The 24,368-nt window shown below is 68.4% G+C and carries 18 protein-coding genes, 1 tRNA gene and 1 pseudogene; 8 read left to right on the forward strand and 12 right to left on the reverse strand.

Annotation, left to right across the window (positions count from 1 at the left end; genetic code table 11):
- Window positions 1-67 precede the first annotated feature (67 nt).
- The 4 genes from ISN38_RS08350 to speA form a co-directional block, all read right to left on the reverse strand.
- Window positions 68-1,426, reverse strand: a complete 1,359-nt coding sequence (locus ISN38_RS08350) for a glycosyltransferase (protein ID WP_081045871.1) — start codon at window positions 1,424-1,426, stop codon at window positions 68-70.
- Window positions 1,419-3,986 carry an amino acid adenylation domain-containing protein gene (locus tag ISN38_RS20250; protein ID WP_241753996.1) on the reverse strand — a complete coding sequence of 856 codons (2,568 nt, stop codon included), beginning with the start codon at window positions 3,984-3,986 and terminating at the stop codon, window positions 1,419-1,421. The genes ISN38_RS08350 and ISN38_RS20250 overlap by 8 nt, the downstream gene beginning before the upstream one ends.
- A 30-nt stretch (window positions 3,987-4,016) precedes the next feature.
- The gene (locus ISN38_RS20255; RefSeq protein WP_230938136.1) at window positions 4,017-5,414 is read right to left on the reverse strand and encodes a condensation domain-containing protein; all 1,398 of its coding nucleotides are present in this window, start codon (window positions 5,412-5,414) and stop codon (window positions 4,017-4,019) included.
- A 739-nt stretch (window positions 5,415-6,153) separates the two neighbouring features.
- Window positions 6,154-8,043 carry an arginine decarboxylase gene (gene speA, locus ISN38_RS08360; RefSeq protein ID WP_058362635.1) on the reverse strand — a complete coding sequence of 630 codons (1,890 nt, stop codon included), beginning with the start codon at window positions 8,041-8,043 and terminating at the stop codon, window positions 6,154-6,156.
- A gap of 243 nt (window positions 8,044-8,286) precedes the next feature.
- Here speA and speE point away from each other — a divergent pair, with 243 nt between their 5' ends.
- Window positions 8,287-9,138, forward strand: a complete 852-nt coding sequence (gene speE, locus ISN38_RS08365) for a polyamine aminopropyltransferase (RefSeq protein ID WP_003470348.1) — start codon at window positions 8,287-8,289, stop codon at window positions 9,136-9,138.
- 56 nt (window positions 9,139-9,194) lie between these two features.
- The gene (locus ISN38_RS08370) at window positions 9,195-9,377 is read left to right on the forward strand and encodes a hypothetical protein (protein ID WP_139115874.1); all 183 of its coding nucleotides are present in this window, start codon (window positions 9,195-9,197) and stop codon (window positions 9,375-9,377) included.
- A gap of 194 nt (window positions 9,378-9,571) precedes the next feature.
- On the opposite strand, the pseudogene ISN38_RS08375 reads toward ISN38_RS08370, so the two are convergent.
- Both ISN38_RS08375 and ISN38_RS08380 read right to left on the reverse strand, forming a co-directional pair.
- A pseudogene (locus ISN38_RS08375) lies at window positions 9,572-11,154 on the reverse strand (beta-N-acetylglucosaminidase domain-containing protein).
- Window positions 11,155-11,550: 396 nt separating this feature from the next.
- Entirely contained in the window at window positions 11,551-11,889 is a 339-nt protein-coding gene (locus ISN38_RS08380; protein ID WP_003470346.1) for a P-II family nitrogen regulator, read from the reverse strand.
- Window positions 11,890-12,065: 176 nt separating this feature from the next.
- Here ISN38_RS08380 and ubiK point away from each other — a divergent pair, with 176 nt between their 5' ends.
- Both ubiK and ISN38_RS08390 read left to right on the forward strand, forming a co-directional pair.
- Complete coding sequence (ubiK, locus tag ISN38_RS08385; protein WP_003470344.1) at window positions 12,066-12,335, forward strand: ubiquinone biosynthesis accessory factor UbiK; 270 nt, start codon at window positions 12,066-12,068, stop codon at window positions 12,333-12,335.
- Between the two features lie 13 nt (window positions 12,336-12,348).
- Entirely contained in the window at window positions 12,349-13,869 is a 1,521-nt protein-coding gene (locus ISN38_RS08390) for a YifB family Mg chelatase-like AAA ATPase (protein WP_003470343.1), read from the forward strand.
- Window positions 13,870-14,021: 152 nt separating this feature from the next.
- Here ISN38_RS08390 and ISN38_RS08395 read toward each other — a convergent pair whose 3' ends face one another.
- From ISN38_RS08395 to ISN38_RS08410, 4 genes are all read right to left on the reverse strand, one after another.
- Complete coding sequence (locus ISN38_RS08395) at window positions 14,022-15,119, reverse strand: lipocalin-like domain-containing protein (RefSeq protein ID WP_038238601.1); 1,098 nt, start codon at window positions 15,117-15,119, stop codon at window positions 14,022-14,024.
- A 56-nt stretch (window positions 15,120-15,175) separates the two neighbouring features.
- Window positions 15,176-16,264 carry a lipocalin family protein gene (locus ISN38_RS08400; protein ID WP_230811780.1) on the reverse strand — a complete coding sequence of 363 codons (1,089 nt, stop codon included), beginning with the start codon at window positions 16,262-16,264 and terminating at the stop codon, window positions 15,176-15,178.
- Window positions 16,265-16,666: 402 nt separating this feature from the next.
- Window positions 16,667-17,500: an alpha/beta fold hydrolase gene (locus ISN38_RS08405; protein ID WP_058361151.1), complete on the reverse strand. Its 834-nt coding sequence runs from the start codon at window positions 17,498-17,500 to the stop codon at window positions 16,667-16,669.
- 515 nt (window positions 17,501-18,015) lie between these two features.
- Window positions 18,016-18,092 (reverse strand) — tRNA-Arg (locus tag ISN38_RS08410).
- A gap of 289 nt (window positions 18,093-18,381) precedes the next feature.
- Between ISN38_RS08410 and ubiA the strand changes: the two genes are divergently transcribed.
- Window positions 18,382-19,284, forward strand: coding sequence for a 4-hydroxybenzoate octaprenyltransferase (gene ubiA, locus ISN38_RS08415; protein WP_003470338.1), 903 nt, complete (start codon window positions 18,382-18,384; stop codon window positions 19,282-19,284).
- 230 nt (window positions 19,285-19,514) lie between these two features.
- Here ubiA and ISN38_RS08420 read toward each other — a convergent pair whose 3' ends face one another.
- Together ISN38_RS08420 and ISN38_RS08425 are read right to left on the reverse strand one after the other, a co-directional pair.
- Complete coding sequence (locus tag ISN38_RS08420; RefSeq protein WP_230811779.1) at window positions 19,515-20,039, reverse strand: SecDF P1 head subdomain-containing protein; 525 nt, start codon at window positions 20,037-20,039, stop codon at window positions 19,515-19,517.
- Between the two features lie 247 nt (window positions 20,040-20,286).
- Window positions 20,287-21,012, reverse strand: coding sequence for a ComF family protein (locus tag ISN38_RS08425; RefSeq protein WP_108085287.1), 726 nt, complete (start codon window positions 21,010-21,012; stop codon window positions 20,287-20,289).
- Between the two features lie 49 nt (window positions 21,013-21,061).
- Here ISN38_RS08425 and bioB point away from each other — a divergent pair, with 49 nt between their 5' ends.
- The 3 genes from bioB to bioH all read left to right on the forward strand — a co-directional run bounded on the left by bioB (window position 21,062) and on the right by bioH (window position 24,273).
- Window positions 21,062-22,117: a biotin synthase BioB gene (bioB, locus tag ISN38_RS08430; protein WP_206712161.1), complete on the forward strand. Its 1,056-nt coding sequence runs from the start codon at window positions 21,062-21,064 to the stop codon at window positions 22,115-22,117.
- A gap of 121 nt (window positions 22,118-22,238) precedes the next feature.
- Window positions 22,239-23,444, forward strand: coding sequence for an 8-amino-7-oxononanoate synthase (bioF, locus tag ISN38_RS08435; RefSeq protein ID WP_003470329.1), 1,206 nt, complete (start codon window positions 22,239-22,241; stop codon window positions 23,442-23,444).
- 67 nt (window positions 23,445-23,511) lie between these two features.
- A complete protein-coding gene (gene bioH, locus ISN38_RS08440) occupies window positions 23,512-24,273 on the forward strand; it encodes a pimeloyl-ACP methyl ester esterase BioH (RefSeq protein ID WP_003470327.1) in 762 nt (253 codons plus the stop codon).
- Window positions 24,274-24,368 lie beyond the last annotated feature (95 nt).

Here is a 24,368-nt window from a genome sequence, read left to right on the forward strand (position 1 = left end):
GCGCTGGATCCGTCCACCTCTGCGTGCCGCATCGCGCGACGAACACAGTGCAACGCGGCGATGCGGGCTAACGTCTTCCCGCCCCCAGGGCCTGCGGCGGCAGCGCGCGATCGGGTTCACCACGCCCGAGCCGCGGCAACACGCCCCAGCGTTCCAGCCACGCCAGCGCCGTCCCCACGCCATCCTCGGCGCGGATGCGCGCGCCCAGGTGCGCCGCGGCCTGCACCATCGCCGGTTGCGCCGCCTGGTCGAGCGCGGCGGCCAGGGTCTGCGCCTGCAGGCCGGCGCAGGCCAGCGCCGGCGGCGCCACGCCCTGCAGCGCCAGACAGTGCGCCCAGAACGGCTGGTCGCCGTAGAACGGCACCACCACCGAGGGCACGCCCGCCGCCGCTGCCGCACCGGTGGTGCCGGCGCCGCCGTGATGCACGATCGCGGCCATGCGCGGGAACAGCCAGGCATGCGGCGCCTGACGCAGGTGGAAGATCTGCGCATCGGCGTGCGCATGCGCGGCGTCCAGCGCGCCCCAGCCACTGGCCAGCACCGCGCGCCGGCCGCTGCGCCGCACCGCCTCCACCAGCGTCGCGGCGAATGCCTGGGGGTCGGCGCTGACCATGCTACCGAAGCCGATATAGACCGGCGCCGGACCGGCATCGAGAAACGCCTGCAACGCCGCAGGCGGCTGCCATTGCGGTTCCTGCAACATCCAATAGCCGCAGACCTGCGCCGACTCGGGCCAGTCGGACGGACGCGGCAGCACCTGGGTGCTGAACCCATACAGCACCCGCACCTGCGCCGAATCGCGATAGAAATATGGCCCATACCATGGATAAGGACGCAGCCCGAGCTGCGCGCGCACGCACTGATTGATTGCCGGCCGCATCACCCGCCACACGCCCAGGCACAACAGCTGATAGGCCGCCATGCTCAGAGGCCCCGGCACGTTGCGCCCGGCCAGCAGCATCGGCGGCAACTGTCGCGACGCGGTCAAGGGTTGCAGCTGCGCGAACACCACCGGAATCGCGCAGACCTCGCCCAGCGCCGCGGCGAGCAGGCTGACGCTGCCGACGCCGATCAACAGGTCCGCGCCCGTGCACGCCAATTGCCCTTGCGCCGCCCAGTCCCTGGCCCAGAACGCCATGCGTTCGCGGAACAGCGTGGCCATCGCCCGCCACTGCAATCCGCGATCGGCGATGCTGAGGTCGTTTTCGAGCAGGGCCTGGAAGTCGCCGCTGAGCGCGAAGAAGCTCAGCCCGGCAGCGCGGATCTGCTCGGCGAAGTTGGCGCTGGTGACGATGCGGACCGCGTGGTCGCGCTGCTGCAGTTCGCGCCCCAGCGCCAGCATCGGCTGGATGTCGCCACGCGTGCCGATCGTGAAGATCGCCACCGTCGCGCCGCGCATCGACGCGGCATGCTGTTGCTCAGGCATCGACCAGCACCTCCGTGGCCGGCCACGGCTGCGCCAGCCGCGGCGCGGCCGCAGGGGCGCGCTGTCCGGACTGGCGTGGATGCAGGCGCGCATCCACGATCTGCGCGATCTGCGCCGCTGGTGCCGACTGCAGCATCGACTGGTGGTCGCTGTCGACCGGGCGCACGTCCAGTTCGGCGACGAAATCGCGCCAGGCCTCAGGTCGCTGCTGCAACAGCTGCGACAGGTCCGGCGCCGGCTTGATCGCCGCCTCGAAGAACAGCAGATCCACGTCCACGCGTTGCGGCTGGTAATTGCCGGCCAGCGCCAGCTGATGCTCGGTCAGCGCGGCGATGCGATCCATCAGCTGCGGATCGTCCTGCAGCAACTGCTGCACCAACGGCAGCGACAGCAAGCCGTAGTGGTCGCACAGCAGCGTCGACAGATCGGCCAAGTCGGCAGGCGCAGGCTGCTCCGGATCCAGCCGCAAGCCGAGGAAGCTCACCGCGGCGCGCATCCTGGCCGCATCGTCGCCCAGCGCGGCGATGCGGTCGGCATGGGCATAGGGATAGGCGTCGAGCATGACCAGCAATTCCACCTCGTGGCCACCGGCACGCAGTTCGGCGGCCATCGCATGCACGATCAAACCGCCTAGTGACCAGCCCAGCAACCGGTATGGCCCCTGCGGCTGCACGCAGCGGATCCGCCGCAGATAATCGGCGGCGATCGTCTCAATGCTGTCCGGCAACGCCGCGCCGCTGCACAAGGCCGGCGACTGCAGGGCGTACACCGGGCAGCCTGGGCCGAGATACGACCAGCCCAGCCCAACCACCGGATGGATACAGAACAGCGGCCGGTTGCCGTGATCGCCCCGGCGAAGCCGCAGCAACGGCGCCAGCGGATCGTTCTGCGACTCCTCGGCGTTTTCCATCAGCGTGGCCAAGCCAGCTACGGTCGATGCATCGAACAAGCTGCCCAGCGGCAGTTCGATACCGAAATGGCTGGGAAACCCCGCCAGCAGTTCGGCAGCGGTCAACGAGTCGCCGCCCAGTTCGAAGAAGTTGTCGTGCACGCCGATCCGCTCCACCCCCAGCAAGCGCTGCCACAGCGCGACCAGGCGCTGCTCCAGCGCAGTGCGCGGGGCCACGTAGCGCGGAGCCTCCGCTCTGCCCGGAACCGGCAGCGCCTTGCGGTCAAGCTTGCCGTTGGGGGTCAGCGGCAGTGCCGGCAACGCCATGCACACGGTCGGCAGCATGTGCTCGGGCAAACGCGCCTGCAGTTGCTGGCGCAGCGCATCAAGCGTCGGCAGCATCGCATCGCCGGCCGCCACAAGATAGGCGACCAGTTGCATCGCGCTATCGCCGTCGCGGTGGCCGACGACCGCGGCCGCGGCGATTGCCGGATGCAGCAGCAGTGCGGCCTCCACTTCGCCCGGTTCGACCCGGTGTCCGCGGATCTTCAGTTGCGCGTCGGCGCGGCCGAGGAATTCCAGCACCCCGTCCTCGCGCCAACGCGCCAGATCGCCGGTGCGGTACATGCGCCCGCCATCGGCGACGAACGGATCGGGCAGGAAGGACGCATCGTTGAGCTGCTGCCGCTTCCTGTAGCCCTTGGTCACGCCGGCACCGCCGATGTAGAGCTCGCCACTGGCGCCGGTAGGGACCGGCTGCTGCTGGCCGTCGAGTACATAGACGCGCGTATTGCGCAGCGGCCGACCGATCGGTACCGATGCCGTCTCGGCCGGGGTCAGGCGCATCACCGTGGACCACACCGTGGTTTCGGTAGGGCCGTACAGGTGGGTCAGCCGTGCGCTACGCTGCAGCAGCCGGGTCGCCAGCTCGCCGCTGAGCGTTTCGCCGCCGACCAGGGCGTGCACCTGCTGCAATGGCAGATCCTCGTTGGCCAGCAGGATGCGCCACAGCGAGGGCGTGGCCTGCATCAGGCTGATGCGCTCGCGCGCGATCAGCCGCGACAGGCCGTGCGGATCGTGCAGCAAACCATCGCCGGCCACGACCGCGCTGGCGCCGCAGATCAGCGGCAAATACAGCTCCAGCGCGGCGATATCGAAACTGATCGTGGTCAGCGCCAGCACCCGGTCGCTGGCCTGCAACTGCAGTTCCTCCTGCATGGCGAACAGGAAGCTGGCCAGATTGCGGTGGCTGACCTCCACCCCCTTGGGCGTTCCGGTGGAACCGGAGGTGTAGAGCAGATAGGCGATGCCATCGGCCGTGGCGCGCGGCGCGGGCAACGCCGCCCGATCGGTCCCTGCCTGCGGATCGAGCCACACGATGCCGCCCAGCGCATGCTGCTCCCACTGCGCCGGTTCGCACACTAGCGCGATCGCGCCGGAGTCTTTCAGTATCGTCGCGTTGCGCTCCGCCGGACCCAGCGGGTCCAGCGGCAAATACGTGGCGCCGCTCCACATCACCGCCAACAGCACCACCAGCAACTGCGCGCTGCGCGGCAACGCCACCGCGATCACGTCGCCCGGCGACATCCCCTCCTCGACCCACTGCGCCGCCAGCTGCGCGCTGCGCTGCTGCAGGCTGCGGTAGTCCAGCGCCTGGCTAGCGCAACGCACCGCGACCGCATCGGGCGTGGCGGCAGCCTGCTAAGCGAACCAGTGCGGCAGGCTGCTCGGCTCGGGCAACGCGGCGTCGTTGCGATTCCAGTCGTAGAGCAGGCGTGCGCGCTCCTGCGCACCAAGCATGTCCACCTGCCCCAACGCCTGGGTTGGATCGTCCAGCACCGAATCGACCAGTTGCAGCAGGCGCCGGCGGTGTTCGTCCAGTTCTTCGCGGGTGTACAGGCCAGGATTGGCATCGAAATCGAAGCGCACGTCGGCACCATTGCCGCGTTCGTAGAAGAAACGGGTCAGATCCTCGAACGAGCCGTTGGACAGATTGTGCGGAATCGCCTGCACGCCGCCGAAATCCAGCGCGTAGTCGAACGCCTCGATGTTCACCGCCAGCCATGCCAGCTGCTGGTCGTTGCGGACCAGACCCAGGGCGCGGCGAAGATCTTCGTAGCGATATTGCTGATGCCGCAGTGCCGATCTGACCACCGACGCCACCTGCGCGAACAGGCTATGGAACGGCGCCTGCGGCGCCATTGCCAGGCGGATCGACACCGCATTGGCGACCATGCCCGGCGTGCTGCGATACTGGCGGTTGACCCGTCCGGTCACCGGCATGCCGAAGATCAGATCCTCCGCGCCGGTATTGCGGTGGTAGAACGCGGCGACCAACGCGATCAGCAACTGCGGCAGCGTGGCGCCGTACAGGGCGCCGAGTTCGCGCAGACGCGCGATCTGCGCACTGGACAGGTAGCCCGTACTGCGCAAAGAGCCGCACTGCAACGCGCCGGGTCGGCGCGTTAGTCTCACCGCCGGCGGGGGGTTGGCCAGCTGCTGCATCCAGTAGTCGCGATCGCGACGGCAACGTTCGGACTCGCGGTACGACGCTTCCAGCTCGACCAGCCCGGCCAGGACACCCGCCGTGCTCGCCGGCGGCTCGACGCCCGCGGCATAGGCGCTGTAGAGCTCGGCCAGCCGCTGCGCGGCCATGCCGCCGCTGTAGCCGTCCATCATAATATGGTGCGCGTATTGCACCCACAGATAGTGGTCTTCGCCCAGCCGGAACAGCACGCAACTCCACAGCGGATCGCGCGCGATGTCCCACTGCCGCTCAATCGCCTGCGCGATCCAGCGCTCGGCCGCCTGCCGTGGCGCCGCTTTGCCGCTCAGATCGAGATACGGAAAATCGCCAAGGTATTCGGCCTCCACCCGCTGTCGCGGCATGCCGTTCTCTTCGACGATGCGCGTCCGGATAGGCTCGAATTCGCACACCACCTGCCGCGATGCGCGCAGGATCAGTTGCGGCTGGATCGGACCGCACAGCTCCAGCACCTCGGGCAAAATCAGCGAAGCCTTCGGATTGATTTTCTGTGCGACCCACAGTCCGCGCTGGGCGATGGTCAAAGGCATGGAATCGCAGGAGAGCTGTTTCATGGCATGCTCCTTATTGGACCCGCTCGCAAGGCGTTGCCATCGGCGCCGAAATCGGCGTCGAGAAAGCACGACCCACAAGGAGTCGGATTGAGATCGAGTTAATATGATCCCCGGTCCGGAAACCGGAAAAATCCGGAGAACCGCGCAAACACTAACCCCACGTCAAGCAACGGCTTGATGACGGCAGATCATTGCCCTGATTGAACAATTACAAGCAAGCAGCCGCTACAGCCCAATAAAAACGACAGTTAATCATTGGATTCGATGCAAAAAGTTTCCGTACGCGTTTGCGCACTGTCCACCGACATCTTTTGGAGCAAATCACAATCCCATGTCCGCCACCGTAGACATACCGATAAAACAGGGATTCGAACCACTGTCGCTTTCGATCTGTATCAGTCGCGGCATCTGCGCGCACGCAGACCACGCAGATGTTGAGCACCATAAGCCGCCATGCGCGGCCAAGGCAGCACTGTCACCACGCTTCAACCTGCATGCTCATCGACACGCGTGGGCGGGCAAACCCGCAGCGACATCCTGGTCAGGCGATGCCCGCAGCACAGGGGCATGCGCGCAGTGCTGCTTGCTTAGCATGGCGAAGCCGCCGGATAGCACCGACATGCAGCGTCGACGATGACAGGTGCGCTGCCGCAATCGCCAGCCGTAGCAGCGGCGGTGTACCCGCCGCCCACGGTGCGGGCCGGCGGCGCGCGCTGGCGGCTAGCGCATGTCGGGTCGATCAGCCCAACGGCTCGTCCGACAGATAGGTGTAGCCGGTCAGCCCCGCCTCCAGCTCCGCCGACAAGGCCTGCGCCTGCGCCGCCGGCAGCTGCGCGGCGGCCACGCGCTTGGCGTAGGCCGCGCGCAGGTCGGCCAGTGCATAGCCCACGTAGTCCAGCATCACTTCGGTGGTGTCGCCGCGGCGCTGCTGGGCGATGCGGTAGCCGTCGCCATCGGCGCTGACCTCGATCGCATCGGTGTCGCCGAACAGGTTGTGGATGTCGCCGAGGATCTCCTGGTAGGCGCCGACCAGGAAAAAGCCGAGCCGGTAGCTCTCGCCCGGGTGCAGTTCGTGCAGCGGCAGCGAGCTGTCCAGGCTCTCGTTCTCGACGTAGGTCTTGACCATGCCGTCGGAGTCGCAGGTCATGTCGCAGATCACCCCGCGCCGCGCCGGCGCCTCGTTCAGGCGCTCGATCGGCACGATCGGGAACACCTGGTCGATCGCCCACACGTCGGGAATCGATTCGAACACGCTGAAGTTGACGAAATACTTGTCCACCAGCCGCTCGTTGAGTTCGTCCAGCACCGGGCGGTGGCTCTTTTCCTCGTGGCTCAGGCGCGCGCGCACGCCGTGCGCAATGGCGTAGAACAGGTCGTCGATGCGTGCGCGCTGCGGCAGGTCGATCTGGCCCAGCGCGTAGCTGGACAGGCCTTCGGCATGGAAATGCTGCGCTTCCTGGAACAGCTCCACCGCCGGGCGCACGTCCAGCTCGTCGTGGATCTCGCGCAGGTGGCGGATCGCCGTCGGCTCGTCGGCATGCGCGTCGGGGACGCGCCCTTCCGGTGCCTGCTCCACTTCCGAGACGTTAGCGATCAGCACCGCGTGGTGCGCGGTCATCGCGCGGCCGCACTCGGTGAGGATCCGCGGCGGCGCCAGGCCGTGTTCCTCGCAGGCGTTGGCCAGCGGCTGCACGATGTTGCTGGCGTAGGAATGCAGGCCGTAGTTGATGGAGCAATAGCTGCGCGAACGGGTACCTTCGTAATCGATGCCCAGACCGCCGCCGACGTCGACGTGGCTAATCCTGGCGCCCAGCTTGGACAGCTCCACGAAATAGCGCGTGGCCTCGCGCATGCCGTTGGCGATGTCGCGCACGTTGGAGATCTGCGAACCCATGTGGAAGTGCAGCAGATTCAGCGACTCGGCGTACTCGGTGTCGCGCAGCGCCTTCCACAGGTCCAGCACCTGCCGCGGCGACAAGCCGAACTTGGCCTTGTCGCCGCCGCTGTTCTGCCACTTGCCCGCGCCCAGCGAGGCCAGGCGCATGCGAACGCCCAGGCCCGGCTTGACGTCCAGCGCGCGCGCTTCCTCCAGCACCAGCTTCAGTTCCGACGGCTTCTCGATGACGATGAAGGTCTGCAAGCCCAGTTTGCGCCCGATCAGCGCCAGGCGGATGTATTCGCGGTCCTTGTAGCCGTTGCAGACGATCAGCCCGCCCGGCCGCGACAGCGCCAGCACCGCCATCAATTCCGGCTTGCTGCCCGCTTCCAGGCCGAAACCCTCGCCGTGGTGGCTGGCCAGGGTGCCGGCCACGCCGCGGTGCTGGTTGACCTTGATCGGGTACACCGCGGTGTAGCCGCCGGCGTAGTCCCAGTCGGCCTGGGCCTGGGCGAAGGCCGACTGCAGCTTGCCCAGGCGCTCGCCCAGGATGTCCGGAAAGCGCACCAGCATCGGCAGCTTGGCGCCGGCCGCGCGCGCGGCGTCCACCACCTCGGGCAACGCGATCGCCACGCCATCGGCGCCTTGCGGGCGCACCACCATCCGGCCGGCCGCATCCACGTCGAAATACCCATCGGCCCAATGCGGGATCGAATAGGTCTTGCGGGCCTGGTCGAGGGACCAATCGCTCATCGTGGCGGCTCGGCGGAGAAAGGGGGCGTGGATTGTAACGCCTGCTACGCGTGGGCTCCGTTACAATCCGCGCCGACCTGACGCCCCTGCCGTAGTGGGAGCTGGGTGGGTTTGGGTTCGGGTGCCGTGTCGTGTGGTCTGACTGCACGAGGCTGCGCCCTACCCTCATCCGGCGCTGCGCGCCACCTTCTCTCGGTGGGAGAAGGAATAGCCTGCATTCTTTCCGCTTTCTTAGGACATCGCATGAGCGCCAACGACAACTGGTACATCGAACACTTCCAGCCCACCGGCTCGGCCATCGGCTATCGCATCACCGGCAAGCTGGACGAGGTGCAGTCGCCGTTCCAGAAGATCGAGATCTACGACACCACCGACTGGGGCAAGTTGATGGTGATCGACGGCGCGGTGATGCTGACCACGCGCGACAACTTCTTTTACCACGAGATGATCAGCCACCCGGCGCTGTTCACCCACGCCGCGCCCAAGCGCGTGGTGATCATCGGCGGCGGCGACTGTGGCACCCTGCGCGAAGTGCTCAAGCACCCCGGCGTGGAGCGCGCCACCCAGTGCGACATCGACGAGCAGGTCACGCACATGGCCGAGAAGTACTTTCCTGAGCTGTGCGAGTCCAACGCCGATCCGCGCGCCGAGCTGCTGTTCGACGACGGCATCGCCTACATGGCCAACTGCCCGGCCGGCAGCGTGGACATCGTCATCGTCGATTCCACCGATCCGGTCGGCCCGGCCGAGGGCCTGTTCAACAAGGCGTTCTACGCCAGTTGCTTCAAGGCGCTGAAGGACGACGGCATCCTGGTGCAGCAGTCCGAATCGCCGCTGGCGCTGCTGGACCTGATCAAGGAAATGCGCACCGAGATGGGCAAGGCCGGCTTCGCCAGCTTCCACACCGTGCCGTTCCCGCAGCCGTGCTACCCGACCGGCTGGTGGAGCGTGACCCTGGCGCGCAAATCCGGCGGTTTCGACTTCCGCGAAGCCGACGCGGCAGCCAAGCCGTTCGTCACCCGTTACTACAGCGCGCACCTGCACACCGGCACCCAGGTGCTGCCGCCGTTCGTGGCCGAGGCGTTGGGCGGTTAAGCGCCGGACCGGCGCCGATCAAGTTGGCGCCGGTCGCGTCACCCTGAGCAGATGCGTTGCTGCCGCTCGGCAACGGCAGCGGACAGCTGGCGGCAGGCAAGCCGCCGCGCCGCGGTGTTCGCCTTCGTCGCCCGTTGCGGGTCCTGCCACCGCCATCCAGCCGGACCGTCATGCTCGCCGGCGCGATCGTCATGCTTGCCTTCTGGCTGACCCTTGGACGCGGCTATACCGCTGCCTGAGAAGGCCTGGTCGAGGTCGCGCATGCCGACCACAACCCGTGGCCTGACTGGCATGGTCGGCATGGTTGCGTCGGCGCTTGCTGGGCGACGATCCTGCCGCCGAAGGTCTGCTCGACAAGACGTTTACGCCACGCTGAAAGCGGCCGCATCGCCTACGCAGGGCGGCGCGCGCCATGCAGGCGCGCGCCTAACCGTCAGCGCGCAGCCGTCGGAGCGGAGTTAGCGGATACTTCTAGCGCGATCAGCGTCGGGGCGTCAGCCACGAAACGATCGAGCACGCCATCGGCAATCTTGACCGGCCCGCCGAAGCGCGTCGCGCCAGGGATCGACTGGATCGCCGCGGCCTCGGCGGCGAGCCGGGTAGCATCGACGAACACGCCCGACGCCGCTGCGTCGCCACCGCTGGCGGCCTGCAGACCGGCTGCCGTCGCCTGCAGCGCGTGCCCCCAGACCTGCATCGCATCCAGCCAGGGGCGCGACTGTTCGGCGAACCCGGGATCGGCCACCCCTGCGCGGATGACGGCGGGCGCGGGCGCGGGCGCGGCCGCGATCGCGTCCGCGCTGCGCGCAAGCTCGGCGAGCGCCTGGCCGCGCGCGTCGGCGTCGCCACCGGCCAGCGCTTCGCGGACCCGGTCGAGCACGGCCTTCAGCCGCGGCGCCTGTTCCTGCCACGGCTGGTTGCCGAAGGTCGGCGCCAGATGCTGGGTATCGAAGAAGGCGAGCAGTGCTGCGGTCACCCGCGCGTCGCCCGCCGCCAGCTCGCACGCCCGTGCCGGGCGACCAGGTCCGCCTGCACCAAGTTGAGCAGGTGCGCCTGCGCGACACCGGCCGCTTCCGCACCCGACGCGCCGAAAGCGGTCTTGTCGCGCGCGCAATTCCACTTGGTGTATTCGATATCGTCGAGCGCGACATAGAAGCTGCGCACGCCCAGCGCGCGAAACGCGTCGAACTTGCGCAGCAGCGCCTTCGCATCGGCTGGATCGGAGAAGCAGACCGACGGCCCGGGCGAGATCGCGTAGACGAAATCGACATGGTTGCGCTGGGCGGTCGCCGCCAACTTGCCCAGCGCCTTCAGCGTGGCCGCCGGATAGGCCTCGCGCCAGCGGTCGCGCGCATGCGGATCGTCCTTCGGACTGTAGATGGAGGTGTTCGCCTTGGTGCGGGCGAGAAACTCGATGTGCTTGGCGCGATCGGCCATCGACCATGGCGCCCCGTAGAACCCCTCGATCGTGCCGCGGATGGGCATCGCGGGGTAATCCTGGATAACCAGGGTCGGGATGGCCGCGCGTTCGGCGAGCTGGCGCAAGGTCTGCGCGGCATGGAACAGGCCGTCGGCGTCGTGGCCGGCGAGCGTGATCAGGCTACCCTTGCCGGCCGCGACGCTGGCGAGGGTATAGCCCTCCTTGCGCGTCTCCTGCACGGCCTTGCTGCGCGCCAGCGCGTCGCGGACGACCGCCGACTCGCCGGTGCCGACGACGATGTGCGTTTGCGCGAGCGTGGCCGGCAGGCGCGATGCGCTCGCGATGCGCTCGACGCCTGCCGACAGCAGGATGCGGCGGACCAGCGCGACCGAGGCGGGATCCGCGCCCGGCGCGGCGACCAGCACCACCTTCCGGCCCAGCGCGAGGGTGCCGGCCTGGAGCCGGACCGACACCGGGCTGGGAAACAGCGCGGGCCGCGTGACCGGCTGCGCCATGGCCGGGACCGCCAGGGCCAGGCCCAGTGCCAGCATCATCGAGCGCAGGCGCAAGCCGGTCGCCGCACCGCGTCGCGTCATCCCCGCTCTCCGGTATTGGAATGGTATTACGACACAGAGTAGGCAAGTCGCCAGGGAGCGGCAAGCCGCGCAGCGACTGCCTGGATGCATCAGCTATTTTGCTGACGTAGATGCGCATCGAACCGGGTCCAGAGCTTGGGTCGCGCCAAGCCACCGATCCCATCTCCGGTATTTAAATGGTATGAGCAGCAGAGGGAGCGCGCATCGCCCCGGCGACGCGCTGTACCAGCGACGCCTCGGTACGGTCGCTCTCTGCACCTGTCGCGGGCGCAACACCAACGGGCCATGCGCGCGCTGCGTCGCCCAAGCAGCGCTTGAGCATTGCAAACGCCTGGCGCGCGCCAGGCGATGCCGAAATCGAAATGGCAGCGGCGCAGGCCGCCGCGCGCGCAGACCCTACAGCGCGTCGGCATCCAGTTCGCCGGTGCGGATCCGCACCACCGTGCCCAGGTCGTACACGAACACCTTGCCGTCGCCGATCTTGCCGGTCCCGGCCGCCTTGACGATTGCATCGAGCACGCGCTCGACCTGGTCCTCGGTGACCGCCACTTCCAGCTTCACCTTGGGCAGGAAATCGACCACGTACTCGGCGCCGCGGTACAGCTCGGTGTGACCCTTCTGCCGGCCGAAGCCCTTGACCTCGGTGACGGTGATGCCGGCCACGCCTTGCGCGGCGAGCGCTTCGCGCACGTCGTCGAGCTTGAACGGCTTGATCACGGCCATGATCATCTTCATGCGGCGTTCTCCAATCACAATGGCATCAGGATAGCGCGGTTGCGCGATGCCCGGCCGCCGGGTTCAAATGGCCGCGCGCCCCATCGCCGGAATTTTCCGACAGCGCGCCGCGCCCGATACCGATGGCCCCGAACCGCAGGGTGCCGCAATCTGGCGTCACCTGCCGGAGCATCGCCATGATCGACCTCAATCACCTCGACGACCTCGCCCGCCGCCTCAGCGACCTGGTACCGCCAGGCCTGCGCGAATCCCGCAACGAACTGCAGAGCACCTTCAAGAGCGCGCTGCAGGCCGGACTGGGCAAACTCGACCTGGTCACCCGCGAGGAATTCGACGTGCAGCGCGCGGTACTGCTGCGTACCCGCGAGAAGCTGGAAGCGCTGGAACGCAGCGTCGCCGCGCTGGAAGCAGCACGCAGCGGCGACGCGCCGTCCGCGCAAGCCTGATCGACCCGCCATCATGAGCCTGGCGCTGGTGCACAGCCGTGCCCGCGCGGGGGTGCTTGCGCCTCCGGTTCGGGTCGAGGTCCATCTGTCCGGCGGACTGCCGGCCACGCAGATCGTCGGCCTGCCAGAAGCGGCGGTGCGCGAATCGCGCGACCGGGTACGCGCCGCCATCCTGTGCGCGCAATACGAATTCCCGGCGCGGCGCATCACCGTCAATCTGGCACCGGCCGACCTGCCCAAGGACGGCGGCCGCTTCGACCTGCCAATCGCGCTGGGCATCCTCGCCGCCGCAGGGCAACTCGACCCGCAGGCGCTGGGCAACTACGAATTCCTCGGCGAACTGGCCTTGACCGGCGAACTGCGCGCCGTGGACGGGGTGCTGCCGGCGGCGCTGGCCGCCGCCCAAGCAGGACGCACGCTGATCGTGCCCGCCGGCAACGGCCCCGAAGCGGCGCTGGCGCAGCACGTGCAGGCGTGCACTGCGCGCACCCTGCTAGAAGTCTGCGCGCTGTTGAACGGCAGCAAGACTCTGCCCGCCGCCGAAGCCCTGCCGGCCGCGGCCACACCGTTTCCCGACCTGAGCGACGTGCGCGGGCAGGCCCAGGCGCGGCGCGCATTGGAGATCGCGGCGGCCGGTCATCACCATCTGTTGTTGATCGGCAGCCCGGGCTGCGGCAAGACCCTGCTGGCCTCGCGCCTGCCCGGCATCCTGCCCGAGGCCAGCGAGGCCGAGGCGCTGGAAGCGGCGGCGATCGCCTCGGTCAGCGGCCGCGGCCTGGACCCGGCGCGCTGGCGGCAACGCCCCTACCGATCCCCGCACCACACCGCCAGCGCGGTGTCGCTGGTCGGCGGCGGTACCCATCCGCGCCCCGGCGAAATCTCGCTGGCGCATCGCGGCGTGTTGTTCCTCGACGAGTTGCCCGAATGGAACCGGCACGCCCTGGAAGTGCTGCGCGAGCCGCTGGAATCGGGCACGGTCACCGTCTCGCGCGCAGCACGCAGCGCCGAATTCCCGGCCCGCTTCCAGCTGGTCGCGGCGATGAACCCCTGCCCCTGCGGCTGGGCCGGCGATGCCAGCGGCCGTTGCCGCTGCAGCGACGACAGCATCCGCCGCTATCGCGCGCGCATCTCCGGCCCGTTGCTGGACCGCATCGACCTGCATGTGGACGTACCGCGCCTGCCGCCGCAGGCATTGCGCGCCGATGCCGCTCCCGGCGAAAGCAGCGCCGCCGTACGCGTGCGGGTGGAGCAGGCGCGGCAACGCCAGCTGGCGCGCGCCGGCTGCCCCAACGGCCAGCTCGGCCACAGCGAAACCCTGCGCGACTGCCGCCTGCAGCCGCGCGACGAAGCGCTGCTGGAACACGCCATCGACCGCCTGCGCCTGTCGGCGCGCTCGCTGCACCGCATCCTGCGCGTGGCCCGCACCATTGCCGACCTGGCCGGCAGCGACGCGATCGCCACCGCGCACCTGACCGAGGCGATCGGTTACCGGCACCTGGACCGCGGCGAGGCACCATTGGCGCGCAGCGCCTGACTGCGCAACCGCCAGGAGCAGACGGCGAGCATTCCGCCAACGCCGGCCAGACGGGTCCGGCACCGCACCGCACCGCATATTGCCAGTGCCACAAACGCGACTGGCCCAGGCGAACGTCTCCGCCTGGACCAGAGGTCGCCATGCTGCATTTTTCAGGGAAGCGAGGTGTACGGCTGCCTCCACGGGTTGACTTCGACGTAGCTTCGGCCGGTCACGTCATTGCCGTTGAGGGTGCCGACCACCTGCGACGATCCTTCCCAGTAGGTGCGGTGGCCGCTCCACAGCATCTCCTGATCGTCGACCAACGGGGTGATGGTCAGCGATCCTTCCGGCAGGATCACGTTCCACTTCGATTCGTAGGTGTAGCCGGAATTGGGACTGGTCCAGGTCGAAAGCGCCTTCAGATCCATCTGGCTGCCGGCCACCGCCGTCGCCACACCCTTGGACACGCGCGTGCCGAACTTGTTGATGATGGCACCGGTGTTCGGATCCTGCAGGTAGTACAGCATGTACTGCGTATCGTCATCGAGCTGGATGGCGAACCAGTTCCAGCCGCCGCCCAACAGAGATCCGTTTTCATCGAATGCCATGCTTTTCACGAACCACTGTCGGTCCTGCCACGAGGTGCCGATGATCTTGATCGGGACGCCGTTGTCGTAGACCGTCCCTTCCGTATCCAGCGCAGTGGAAGAATAATAGGCCGAGGTCTTGGCGATGGGCCGATAATCCACCACGCCGTTGCCATTATGAAGGACGAAGGGCATGTCGCTGCTGGTCTTGAGATCGATTGCAAAGCGCCCATCGCCGAGGGCACCCTTGATCGCGTAATTCTGCTGCGACCCGCTGATCGACCAATCCTGGTTGGTGAATTTGAAACCGCCCTTCTGATCCGGGATCTGATCGGAGACGACGCGCTCCTCCACCTTGTGCAGCTTGTTGTTCACATCGGTGACCGCGAAATGCCAGGAGTAGGTGGCAGGCCCGGACCCGATCGGCCACAATTGGAACACGGTGACCTCGTACCCGAATTCGCGCTTGGCGCCACTGGGATCGACGCCGTACAGATGGCCGACGAAATACCACCATTCCAACTGACTGTGGTGCGGACCTTCGTCGCGCGGCAATTGTACCGGTGCGGGTTGTTCGAAAACTTGCGCAACCGCGGGTGCGGACGAAAACCCGCACGCGATGACCATGGCGGCGGCGAGCCAGCCACGAAAGCGCCCTGATGGTGCTGTCGAGATACTCATTGTGACCCCCTTGAGATGATGATGGATGTCGTACTGGTTGGATGCGATGTTTGACGTCAAGGCAGGACGCGTGCACCCCAATCCACGCCCCACGGATTCATTTCTGCGAACGCCTTGCCGGTAATCGATTTTCCGGCCAAGGTGCCCACCACCGTGGCAGGACCCTCGAAATAGAACTTCTGCGTGGCCGGCGCATACAGCTCGGCGTTCTGCAGCATTGGAGTGATGGTGATCGCGCCGTCTGGCAAGGTGACCGTCCACTGCGCCGGATACTCGTAACCTGTATTGGGACTCTTCCAGCTGCCGATACGTTCGAGCTTGATGGCGTCTGGAGCGATCGGCGTGTAGCGACCGTCGGCGGTCTTGACGGCAAGCGCCTGATCTACCGTGCCGTCGCCCTTCATGAAGAAACTGATGTTGTACTGGCTGTTGTCGTCCAGCGAAACGCCGAACCAGGTCCATCCGCTGTTGGCGTCCCCAGGAATGCCGTTGGCCCATTCGTGGTCGTACCAGGAGGTTCCGGTGACCTTGACCGGCACGCCGTGGTCCCACACCGTGCCGCTGGTTGCGTTGACGTTGAAGGAATAATACGGCGAGATGAATCCGCCATAGGTTTCCACACCATTGGTCCCGTTCAACGTCGGCTTTTGCAATGCCTGCGTGGCGAGATCAATCGCATAGTCCAGATCTGGCGGCGAGGCCTTCGCGTAGTACGTGCCCATCGACCCGCCCATCTGGAAACCGGCGACATCCAGATCGAAACGGTCGGTCGAATTGGTCAACGGCCCGACGATCACCTGCTTTTTGAAGCGGAAGTCGCCGCGATCCAGGTCCGAGATTGCGAAGTGCGCATCGTAGACCGGCTGCGTATTGGCAATGCCGACGATCTGGAAGACGACCATTTCGTAGGCGTAGGAGTGCTTTCCACCGGACGGATCGGTCCCGTCCAGAAAGCCGGTCATGTACCACCATTCGGCGGGTTGACGATGTGCTGCTTCATCGTGCGGAAGCGTAATACTGGTTTCGATTGGCGCAAACGTCCCTACTGCCTGCGCCATCGCATCGGATGCAAGCATCACGACAGAAAGCGTAAGGGCAGAGACCGCTAGCGCATGCACGAGCTTGTGCATCCGGATGATTTTCACGGAAGAATCCCCTGACTGTTTTTTGACGGAGTGAAACTGCGGCTGCGGTTGCGTGGAACGCGGTGACGGCCGGTACAACAGAGGCGATATCGCGTTCGATTCAAACCTCATCCAACCGGCTACGGCTGTCAATGCTTCAACTTCAAATAATTCACATCTGTAACGGCCGTCTCATTGCGACAGTGCGTGATGCTGCACTCGAAGAGGCGCGAGGCGCGATATATAACCGTTATCTGACAGCCACCACAGAACTTTGCGCAAAACGCGCTGCATTTTAACAGCGGAGCCGTGCCTGCGCATCGGCGCACGCGGCCGGATAATGGTTCGCCAGCACACAGTTCTGGTATAGATAATCGTCCGCCACGACTGTTCCACGCTGCGGCGGCGCCCTGCGCAGCGCTTTCAACCCAGCCTGCCGGCGATGGCGACTGCTTCGGCGATCAGCGCGTTGCAACGCCGCGCATGGGTGAAGGTCATGCCGTGCGAGGCGCCAGCGAGGACGTGGTGGTGCGCGTCGGGCAACCACTCGGCCAGCGCGGAAGCGTTGTCGCGGTACTGCGCCGGGCTCAGCTCGCCGCTGACCAGCAGCACAGGCAGCGCCAGCGTCGCGGCCTGTTCGCGGTCGTAGGCCGGCAGCGCATCGCCGATCTGCGGCGCCAGGGTCTGCGCGTTGTCGCGCACCATCTGCCGGAATGACGCGCTGCTGCGCGCCCAGGCGCCCGGCTGGCTGACCGAATCGACGAAACATTCCAGGCCGGCCTCGACCTGGCCCTCGCCCAGCAAGGCGATCGCCTGCGCGCGGATCGCCAGCACGTCCTCGGGCAGGCCCTGGGGCGGCGACCCGCCCGGATCGAACAGGCTCAGGCTGGCGATCGCGGCCGGCCGCTGCAGCGCGACCTGCCAGGCCACCGCAGCGCCGCGCGAGTGACCGACCAGATGCACCGGTTGTCCGTAGCTGGCGAGGAACGCGGCGACCTGCTGCGCGTGCCAACGCCAGCCGAAGGAATGCCGCAGCGACGATGGCAACTGCGGGAAATACTGGCCCAGGCTCAGCGCGGCGACCTCGAAGCCCTCGGACAGGCCGCGCAGTTGCGGCGCCCAATAGCGGTAGTCGCACAGCGCGCCGTGTACCAGCACCACCGGGGCGCCGTCGCCGAGCCGCAGGTAGGCCAGCGCATCGTCGTCGCCCAGCAAGTGGACCGCAGGCTTGCCTAGCGGGGTACGCGGACCGATCACCGGTGGCCTCCGGCAAGGCGCCGCGGTAACGAAGCCCGCGCCACACCATTCATAGCGATCTCGATGACACGGCGCCACAGAGGATGCGAAGGAGTTGCCCCGCACTGGAGCGCAGCAACCGCGGCCACGCGCGTCCAAGCGGCGGCGCCGGCACGACCCAGGGCGCCGTGTTGTACGGGCCGCACGCGCTGGCGATGCAGCCCGGCGCAATCCAGCGCGGCATCGCGGGGAGCGGCGGCGGCGTCACGCATCCCATACCGCCGGTCGCCGAAACGCCGAAGGCGATGCGGGCCAGCGGCGGAAGGAATTCCATGAACGATGCACGATGATGCGGCGCGCACGAAGAGACACGCAGGACGCGCCGACCTTTCAACGCAGAAGGTCGCAGCGCGGCATCCCGAGCCGTACGGGCAGCGGCGGCATACGCCACAGGCCGTCGCTCGCGGCAGCGCCGAAGGCCGTGTCCACCACCGACAGGTTCGCGCTCGAAGAGGCCATACAGGCTGGGGAGGATGTGGTGCGCCCGGAGGGATTCGAACCCCCGACCAATGGCTTCGGAAGCCACTACTCTATCCGGCTGAGCTACGGGCGCAACGGACGCGCATTCTAACGGCAAACGGCGCGCCGCGTCTGCCCCATGCCGATCGCATGCCGCAGCGACCGGCCCCGGCATTCGCCAGGGCGCGCGGCGGCCGCTGGTGGCGACCCGCCGACGGGGGCGGCTTGCGCGAGGCCGGCCGGGGTTCAGCCGCCACGCACCCGATGCGTTTCACGGTTCGCGCGCCTGGTTCGCCGCGACTGTGCACAGACGCAAGCTGCTTGCGGCAGTCGCGGGCGGCACCTTGCTGCCGCCTGGCAGGCCCGGCTGCTACCCTTGCGCGATGGGTTACGAACGCTACGAAACGCCCGCCGCGCTACCGCCGCGCGCGCGCCTGGGCCAGTACTGGAAACTGCTGCGCGGCGACCGTCCGATCGGCGCGCTGCTGCTGCTGTGGCCGACTTGGTGGGCGCTGTGGCTGGCCGCCGACGGGGTGCCGCCGCTGTGGACGCTGTTCGTGTTCAGCGCCGGGGTCTGGCTGACCCGCTCGGCTGGCTGCGTGATCAACGACTACGCCGACCGGTGGCTGGACCCGCAGGTCGAGCGTACCCGCAGCCGGCCGCTGGCTACCGGTGCGGTCGGCGGCCGCGAGGCGCTGGCGGTGTTCGCGCTGCTGATGATCGTCGCCTTCGCGCTGGTGCTGACGATGAATCCGCTGACCATCGGCCTGAGCGTGGTCGGGCTGTTCCTGGCCGCCAGCTATCCTTATCTGAAGCGCTACACCTACCTCCCGCAGGTCTATCTGGGCATGGCCTTCGGCTGGGGCATCCCGATGGCGTTCGCCGCGATCCGCGGCGAGGTGCCGGCGCTGGGCTGGTTGCTGTACGCGGCCAACATCCTGTGGGCGACCGCCTACGACACCTGGTACGCGATGGTCGACCGCGAGGACGACCTGCGCGCCGGTTCCAAGTCCACCGCGATCCTGTTCGGGGACCTGGACCTGGTCGCGCAGGGCATTCTGTATGCGCTGATGTTCGTCGCGCTGGGCTTCGTCGGCAGCCGTGGCGCGCTGAGGATCTGGTACTGGGTGGGCCTGGGCGTGGCCGCGCTGCTGGTCGCCTACGAATTCCGCATCGCGCGAACCCGCGAACGCGCGCCCTGCTTCCGTGCCTTCCTGCACAACAACTGGGTGGGCCTGGCGATCTTCGCCGGCATCGCCGCGGCGTTGGCGTTGCGCGCGAGGTAGGTGCGAACCAGGAAGCCACGCACTGGCAACGGCGCCCGAGCACATTGCCAAGCCAATCGGCGTCCTCGGCCGCTGGCGGCAATGCCGCAGGGCGCACTTGGTCCGGGCGTTGCCGGTAAAGCGTCGGGACTGAAGTCCCTCCTACAAAACCGTCGATCGAATCCTGTAGAGCGGCTTCAGCCGCAACGCCACCGTGAAAACGTCACCCATCCCGATCGCGCCAGCCAGCGCTAACGCGTCCCGTCCGTCGTCGGCGCATGCGTCAGCAGCGCAAACACCCGCTGCTGTTCCTGCACATCCTGCAGACCGCTGACCCGCAGGCTGTCGCCGGGGAGCGGGGACATGACCGTCGCCACGGTGAGCACCTGACCGTCGGCCAGCAGCGCGATCGGCTTGCCGATGTTCTGCTCGGTCGCCCGGGTCAGGCGATCGTCGTGCCCAGCGAAACGCAGATCGAGTGCCGGCCGGCCATCGTCGCCGTCCACGCGCGTCACCGTGGCGGCGCCATCGACGGCCAACAGCTGCTGCGGCGCCAGATATACCGGCCGTCCCTGGTACGCGGCCTCGGCATAGCCGGCGCGCGGCGCGTTGCTGGCCAGACGCCATTCCACCCTGGCCCTGACCGCGCTCGCTCCGGCGCTGTCCGGCGCCTTGCCGATCCCGCAGCCGTTCGCACCGAACATGCACAACGCCATCGTCATTGTCCAAGCCATCCAGCGCATCGCCATCTCCTGTCTTCCGTTGACCGGCATCATAGAAGAACGCCGCTGGCGTCTGCTTACGCACACGCAGCATGCGCTGGCAGGTCGGTGCATGCATGGCCCGCCAGCGCATGCGCGCGGCCCATGCGCCTCGCCGCACGTCTGCGTCTGCTCCCGCATTCGCCCGATGCCAAACGCATTTGGCTCGCAATCCCGAATGTCCAGACGCCGGCGACGCCTCTGCAGCGGCGTACGCAACACGCACCGCCATGGCGTGCGCGCGCCGTGCCATGCGGCGCGCTCACGGCACCCGCGCCACCACCCACGCATCGACCCGCGCCACGCCGGCACGGCGCAGTGCCCGTGCCGCGGCATGCAGGGTCGCGCCGGTGGTCATCACGTCGTCGATCAGCGCCACGTGCGCCGGCAGCGGCGCCTGCACCGCGAACGCATGGCGCAGGTTGCGGCGCCGCGCCTGCGCATCGAGTTCGGACTGCGGCGCGGTCGCGCGCACGCGCTGCAGGCCGGCGCACAGCGGCAGGCCCAGCGCACGCGCCAGCGGCCGCGCCAGTTCCAGCGCCTGGTCGTAGCCACGCTGGCGCAGACGCGCGCGATGCAGCGGCACCGGCAACAGCGCCTGTGGCCGCGGCAGGCCGGCGCAACGCGCCTGCAGCACGGCCGCCAGCACGCGCCCGGCGGCCAGGTCCTGATGGAACTTGAAACGACGCAGCAGCCCATCCACCGGCGCGGCGTAGACACAGGCGCTGGCGACCAGGGCCAGCGGCGGCGGTTTGCGTTGGCAGCTGCCGCACAACTGGTCCGCGTCCAGCGCGGGCAACGGCAGCGCACACCCCTGGCAGGCGCTGGCATTCCAGGGCAGCCCGTCGCGGCAGGCTGGGCACAGGTCCAGGCCGGCGGCGCCGGGTTCGGTACAGACCAGGCAGCGCTCCGGCAGCAGCCAGCGCTGCAGCCGCTGCCCGCAGCCGTCAACCCGGCTCGATCCATTGAAGTTGACAGGGATATCCATGCTCACCAGACTGCCCGCTTTCCCAGCCGCTTACCGTCAGGAAACCCCCATGTCCGCTGTCGTCCGACACGACTGGCAACGCCAGGAATTGCTCGCCCTGTTCGATCTGCCGTTCCCGGAGCTGCTGCACCGCGCCGCCGCAGTGCATCGCGAACACTTCGATCCGGCGCAGGTGCAGGTCTCCACGCTGCTGTCGGTGAAGACCGGCGGTTGCCCGGAGGATTGTGCGTACTGCCCGCAGGCGCAGCGCTACGACACCGGCGTGGACGCGCAGAAGCTGATGAGCACCCAGGCGGTGCTGGAGAAAGCGCGCCAGGCCATGGCTGCAGGCGCGTCGCGGTTCTGCATGGGCGCCGCATGGCGCTCGCCGAAGGACCGCGACATCCCCAAGGTGGCCGCGATGATCCGCGAAGTGAAGGCGCTGGGCCTGGAGACCTGCGCCACCCTGGGCATGCTCGACGGCCGCCAGGCGCAGGCGCTGAAGTCGGCCGGGCTGGACTACTACAACCACAATCTCGACACCGCGCCGGACTTCTACGACACGATCATCCACACCCGCCAGTACCAGGACCGCCTGGACACGCTGGCCCACGTGCGCGATGCGGGCATGAAGACCTGCTGCGGCGGCATCGTCGGCATGGGCGAATCGCGCGAGCAGCGTGCCGGCCTGCTGCAGGCGCTGGCCAACCTGCCGGTGCACCCGGATTCGGTGCCGATCAACCGCCTGGTGCAGGTCGCCGGCACCCCGCTGCACGGCACGGTCGAACTGGACCCGTTCGAGTTCGTGCGCACCATCGCCGTGGCCCGTATCGCAATGCCGCAGGCGATGGTACGGCTGTCGGCCGGCCGCGAGAGCATGAGCGACGAACTGCAGGCGCTGTGCTTCTGCGCCGGCGCCAATTCGATCTTCTACGGCGAGAAACTACTGACCACCGGCAACCCCGACACCGAACGCGACCAGGCCCTGTTCGCGCGCCTGGGACTGACGCCGATGCAGGTGCACGTGGACGCCGACGCACACGACCATCCCGGCACCGTGCATGCGGACATCACCGCACCGGCGCCGGCAGCGGACAGGCCGGCGATCGCCGCGGCGCTGGTCTGACCCCAGCGCGCCGCGCCTGCGCGCGCGCGTCCATCCGCCGATCCGGCCGTCCATCGCCGGCGGCGCCCGGCCCGGCCGGGGACGCGCTACGCTAGCCAACCGACCCCATGCCCCGCCGCCCATGGCACGCCCCGACCTGCACGACCGCATCCAGTCCTTGCGCACGCTGCGCCAGGCGCAGGGCCGCATCCGCGTGCGCCGCAGCGTGGGCCGCCGCGACGGCGTACGCCTGGAGCTGGACGGACGCTGGCTGACCGGCTTCTGCAGCAACGACTACCTGGGCCTGGCGCAGCAGTTCGAAGTGCTCGCCGCGCTGCAAGACGCGGCCGCACGCGAGGGCGTCGGCGCCACCGCCTCGCACCTGGTCTGCGGCCACCATGCGCTGCACGAGAGCCTGGAACGCGAGGTCGCCGACTGGCTCGGCTATCCACGCGCGCTGCTGTTCGGCAGCGGTTTCCTCGCCAACCTGGCGGTGCAGCAGGCGCTGCTCAGCGAAGAGGACGACGTGTGCGTGCAGGACCGGCTCAACCACGCCAGCCTGCTCGACGCCACCCGCCTGGCCGGTTGCCGCCTGCGCCGCTACCCGCACCTGGATACCGAAGGCGCGATGCGCCAACTCAGGCACGCCGCCGACGGCGCGGCGATGCTGGCCACCGATGGCGTGTTCAGCATGGATGGCGACATCGCCCCGCTGCGCTCGCTGACCCTGGTGGCGCGCATGCAGCAGGCGCTGATGTACGTGGACGATGCGCACGGCGTCGGCGTGGTCGGTCCGCATGGCCGCGGCTGCGTGGCCGAGGCCGGGCTGGGCGTGGACGACGTGCCGCTGCAACTGGTGACCCTGGGCAAGGCGCTGGGCGGCTACGGCGCACTGGTGGTCGGCGACGAGGCCTTGATCCGGCACCTGGCCGAAACCGCGCGCCCCTACCTGTACACCACCGCGCTGCCGCCGGCGCAGGCCGCCGCCTCGCTGGCCGCGGTGAAACTGGCGCGGCGCGACCAGTGGCGGCGCGAGCGCCTGGCCGAGGCGATCGCCGCGTTCCGCGGCGGCGCGCGCCGCCATGGCCTGGAACTGATGGCCTCGGACACCCCGATCCAGCCGCTGCTGTGCGGCGACGAGGCCAGCGCGCTGGCGCTGTCGGCGGCGCTGGAGCAGGCCGGCTTCCTGGTTTCGGCGATCCGCCCGCCGACCGTGCCGGAAGGCAAGTCGCGGCTGCGGGTGACGCTGTCGGCGCTGCACACGCCGGCGCAGGTGCAGGCGCTGCTGGACGCCCTTGCCCTGGCGCGTGACCGCCTGGTTGCGCACCCGGTCGGCCTGCCGGCCTGAGCGGGCCGATGTGAGCGGAGCGCGGCGTTGCCCTGTTCCCTTTTCCCCATTCGGCACACGAGCGACGATGCATATCGACACCCTGGGGCACGGCCCCGATCTGGTCCTGATCCATGGCTGGGCGCTGCACGGCGGCATCTTCGCGCCGCTGGTGGAGCGTCTGTCGGCGCAGTTCCGCATGCACCTGGTGGACCTGCCCGGGCATGGCCATAGCCGCGGCGACGACACCCCGCTGGCGCTGCCGCACGTGGTCAATGCGATCGCCGCGGCGACGCCGCCGGCCGCATGGTTGGGCTGGTCGCTGGGCGGGCTGTTCGCGCTGCATGCCGCGGCGACCCAGCCGCAGGTGCGTGGCCTGGCGATGCTGGCGGCGACGCCGCGGTTCGTGCGCGGCGGCGACTGGCCGCATGCGGTGGAGCCGCAGGTGTTCGCCCAGTTCGGCCGCGACCTGGCCGACGACTACCGCGGCACCCTGGACCGCTTCCTGGCGCTGGACACGCTGGGCTCGGCGCATGCCCGCACCGAATTGCGCACGCTGCGCGACACGCTGAGCGCGCGCGGCGAACCCGATGCGCAGGCACTGCAGGAGGGGCTGACCCTACTCGAGCGCAGCGACCTGCGCCGTGCATTGCCGGGCCTGCGCGTGCCCAGCCTGTGGATCAGCGGCCAACGCGACCGGCTGGTCTCCGCCGCCGGCATGCAGGCTGCCGCGGCGCTGGCGCCGCAGGCGCAGACGCTGTGCATCGCCGGCGGCGGCCATGCGCCGTTTCTTGGCCATGCCGATGCGGTGGCGGAGGCGTTGCGCGGGTTCATCGCTGGCCTTGCGTAGCGCGCGCGTTGCGGATGGGCTTGCGCTTTTTTTTGTAGGAGCGGCTTCAGCCGCGAACAACGCTACCGGTGACGCCCGGTCGCGGCTGAAGCCGC

The organism is Xanthomonas translucens pv. undulosa (assembly GCF_017301775.1).
Taxonomy (GTDB): Bacteria; Pseudomonadota; Gammaproteobacteria; order Xanthomonadales; family Xanthomonadaceae; genus Xanthomonas_A; species Xanthomonas_A translucens.

Bases quoted from the DNA above. Each gene is read 5' to 3' on its own strand.
- speA (WP_058362635.1), bottom strand. From the start codon at position 8,043: ATGAGCGATTGGTCCCTCGACCAGGCCCGCAAGACCTATTCGATCCCG.
- ISN38_RS08390 (WP_003470343.1), top strand. From the start codon at position 12,349: ATGAGCCTGGCGCTGGTGCACAGCCGTGCCCGCGCGGGGGTGCTTGCG.
- ISN38_RS08420 (WP_230811779.1), bottom strand. From the start codon at position 20,039: ATGATGCCGGTCAACGGAAGACAGGAGATGGCGATGCGCTGGATGGCT.
- bioF (WP_003470329.1), top strand. From the start codon at position 22,239: ATGGCACGCCCCGACCTGCACGACCGCATCCAGTCCTTGCGCACGCTG.
- ubiK (WP_003470344.1), top strand. From the start codon at position 12,066: ATGATCGACCTCAATCACCTCGACGACCTCGCCCGCCGCCTCAGCGAC.
- bioH (WP_003470327.1), top strand. From the start codon at position 23,512: ATGCATATCGACACCCTGGGGCACGGCCCCGATCTGGTCCTGATCCAT.
- ISN38_RS20255 (WP_230938136.1), bottom strand. From the start codon at position 5,414: ATGAAACAGCTCTCCTGCGATTCCATGCCTTTGACCATCGCCCAGCGC.
- ISN38_RS08395 (WP_038238601.1), bottom strand. From the start codon at position 15,119: ATGAGTATCTCGACAGCACCATCAGGGCGCTTTCGTGGCTGGCTCGCC.
- ISN38_RS08380 (WP_003470346.1), bottom strand. From the start codon at position 11,889: ATGAAGATGATCATGGCCGTGATCAAGCCGTTCAAGCTCGACGACGTG.
- ISN38_RS08350 (WP_081045871.1), bottom strand. From the start codon at position 1,426: ATGCCTGAGCAACAGCATGCCGCGTCGATGCGCGGCGCGACGGTGGCG.
- speE (WP_003470348.1), top strand. From the start codon at position 8,287: ATGAGCGCCAACGACAACTGGTACATCGAACACTTCCAGCCCACCGGC.
- bioB (WP_206712161.1), top strand. From the start codon at position 21,062: ATGTCCGCTGTCGTCCGACACGACTGGCAACGCCAGGAATTGCTCGCC.
- ISN38_RS08425 (WP_108085287.1), bottom strand. From the start codon at position 21,012: ATGGATATCCCTGTCAACTTCAATGGATCGAGCCGGGTTGACGGCTGC.
- ubiA (WP_003470338.1), top strand. From the start codon at position 18,382: ATGGGTTACGAACGCTACGAAACGCCCGCCGCGCTACCGCCGCGCGCG.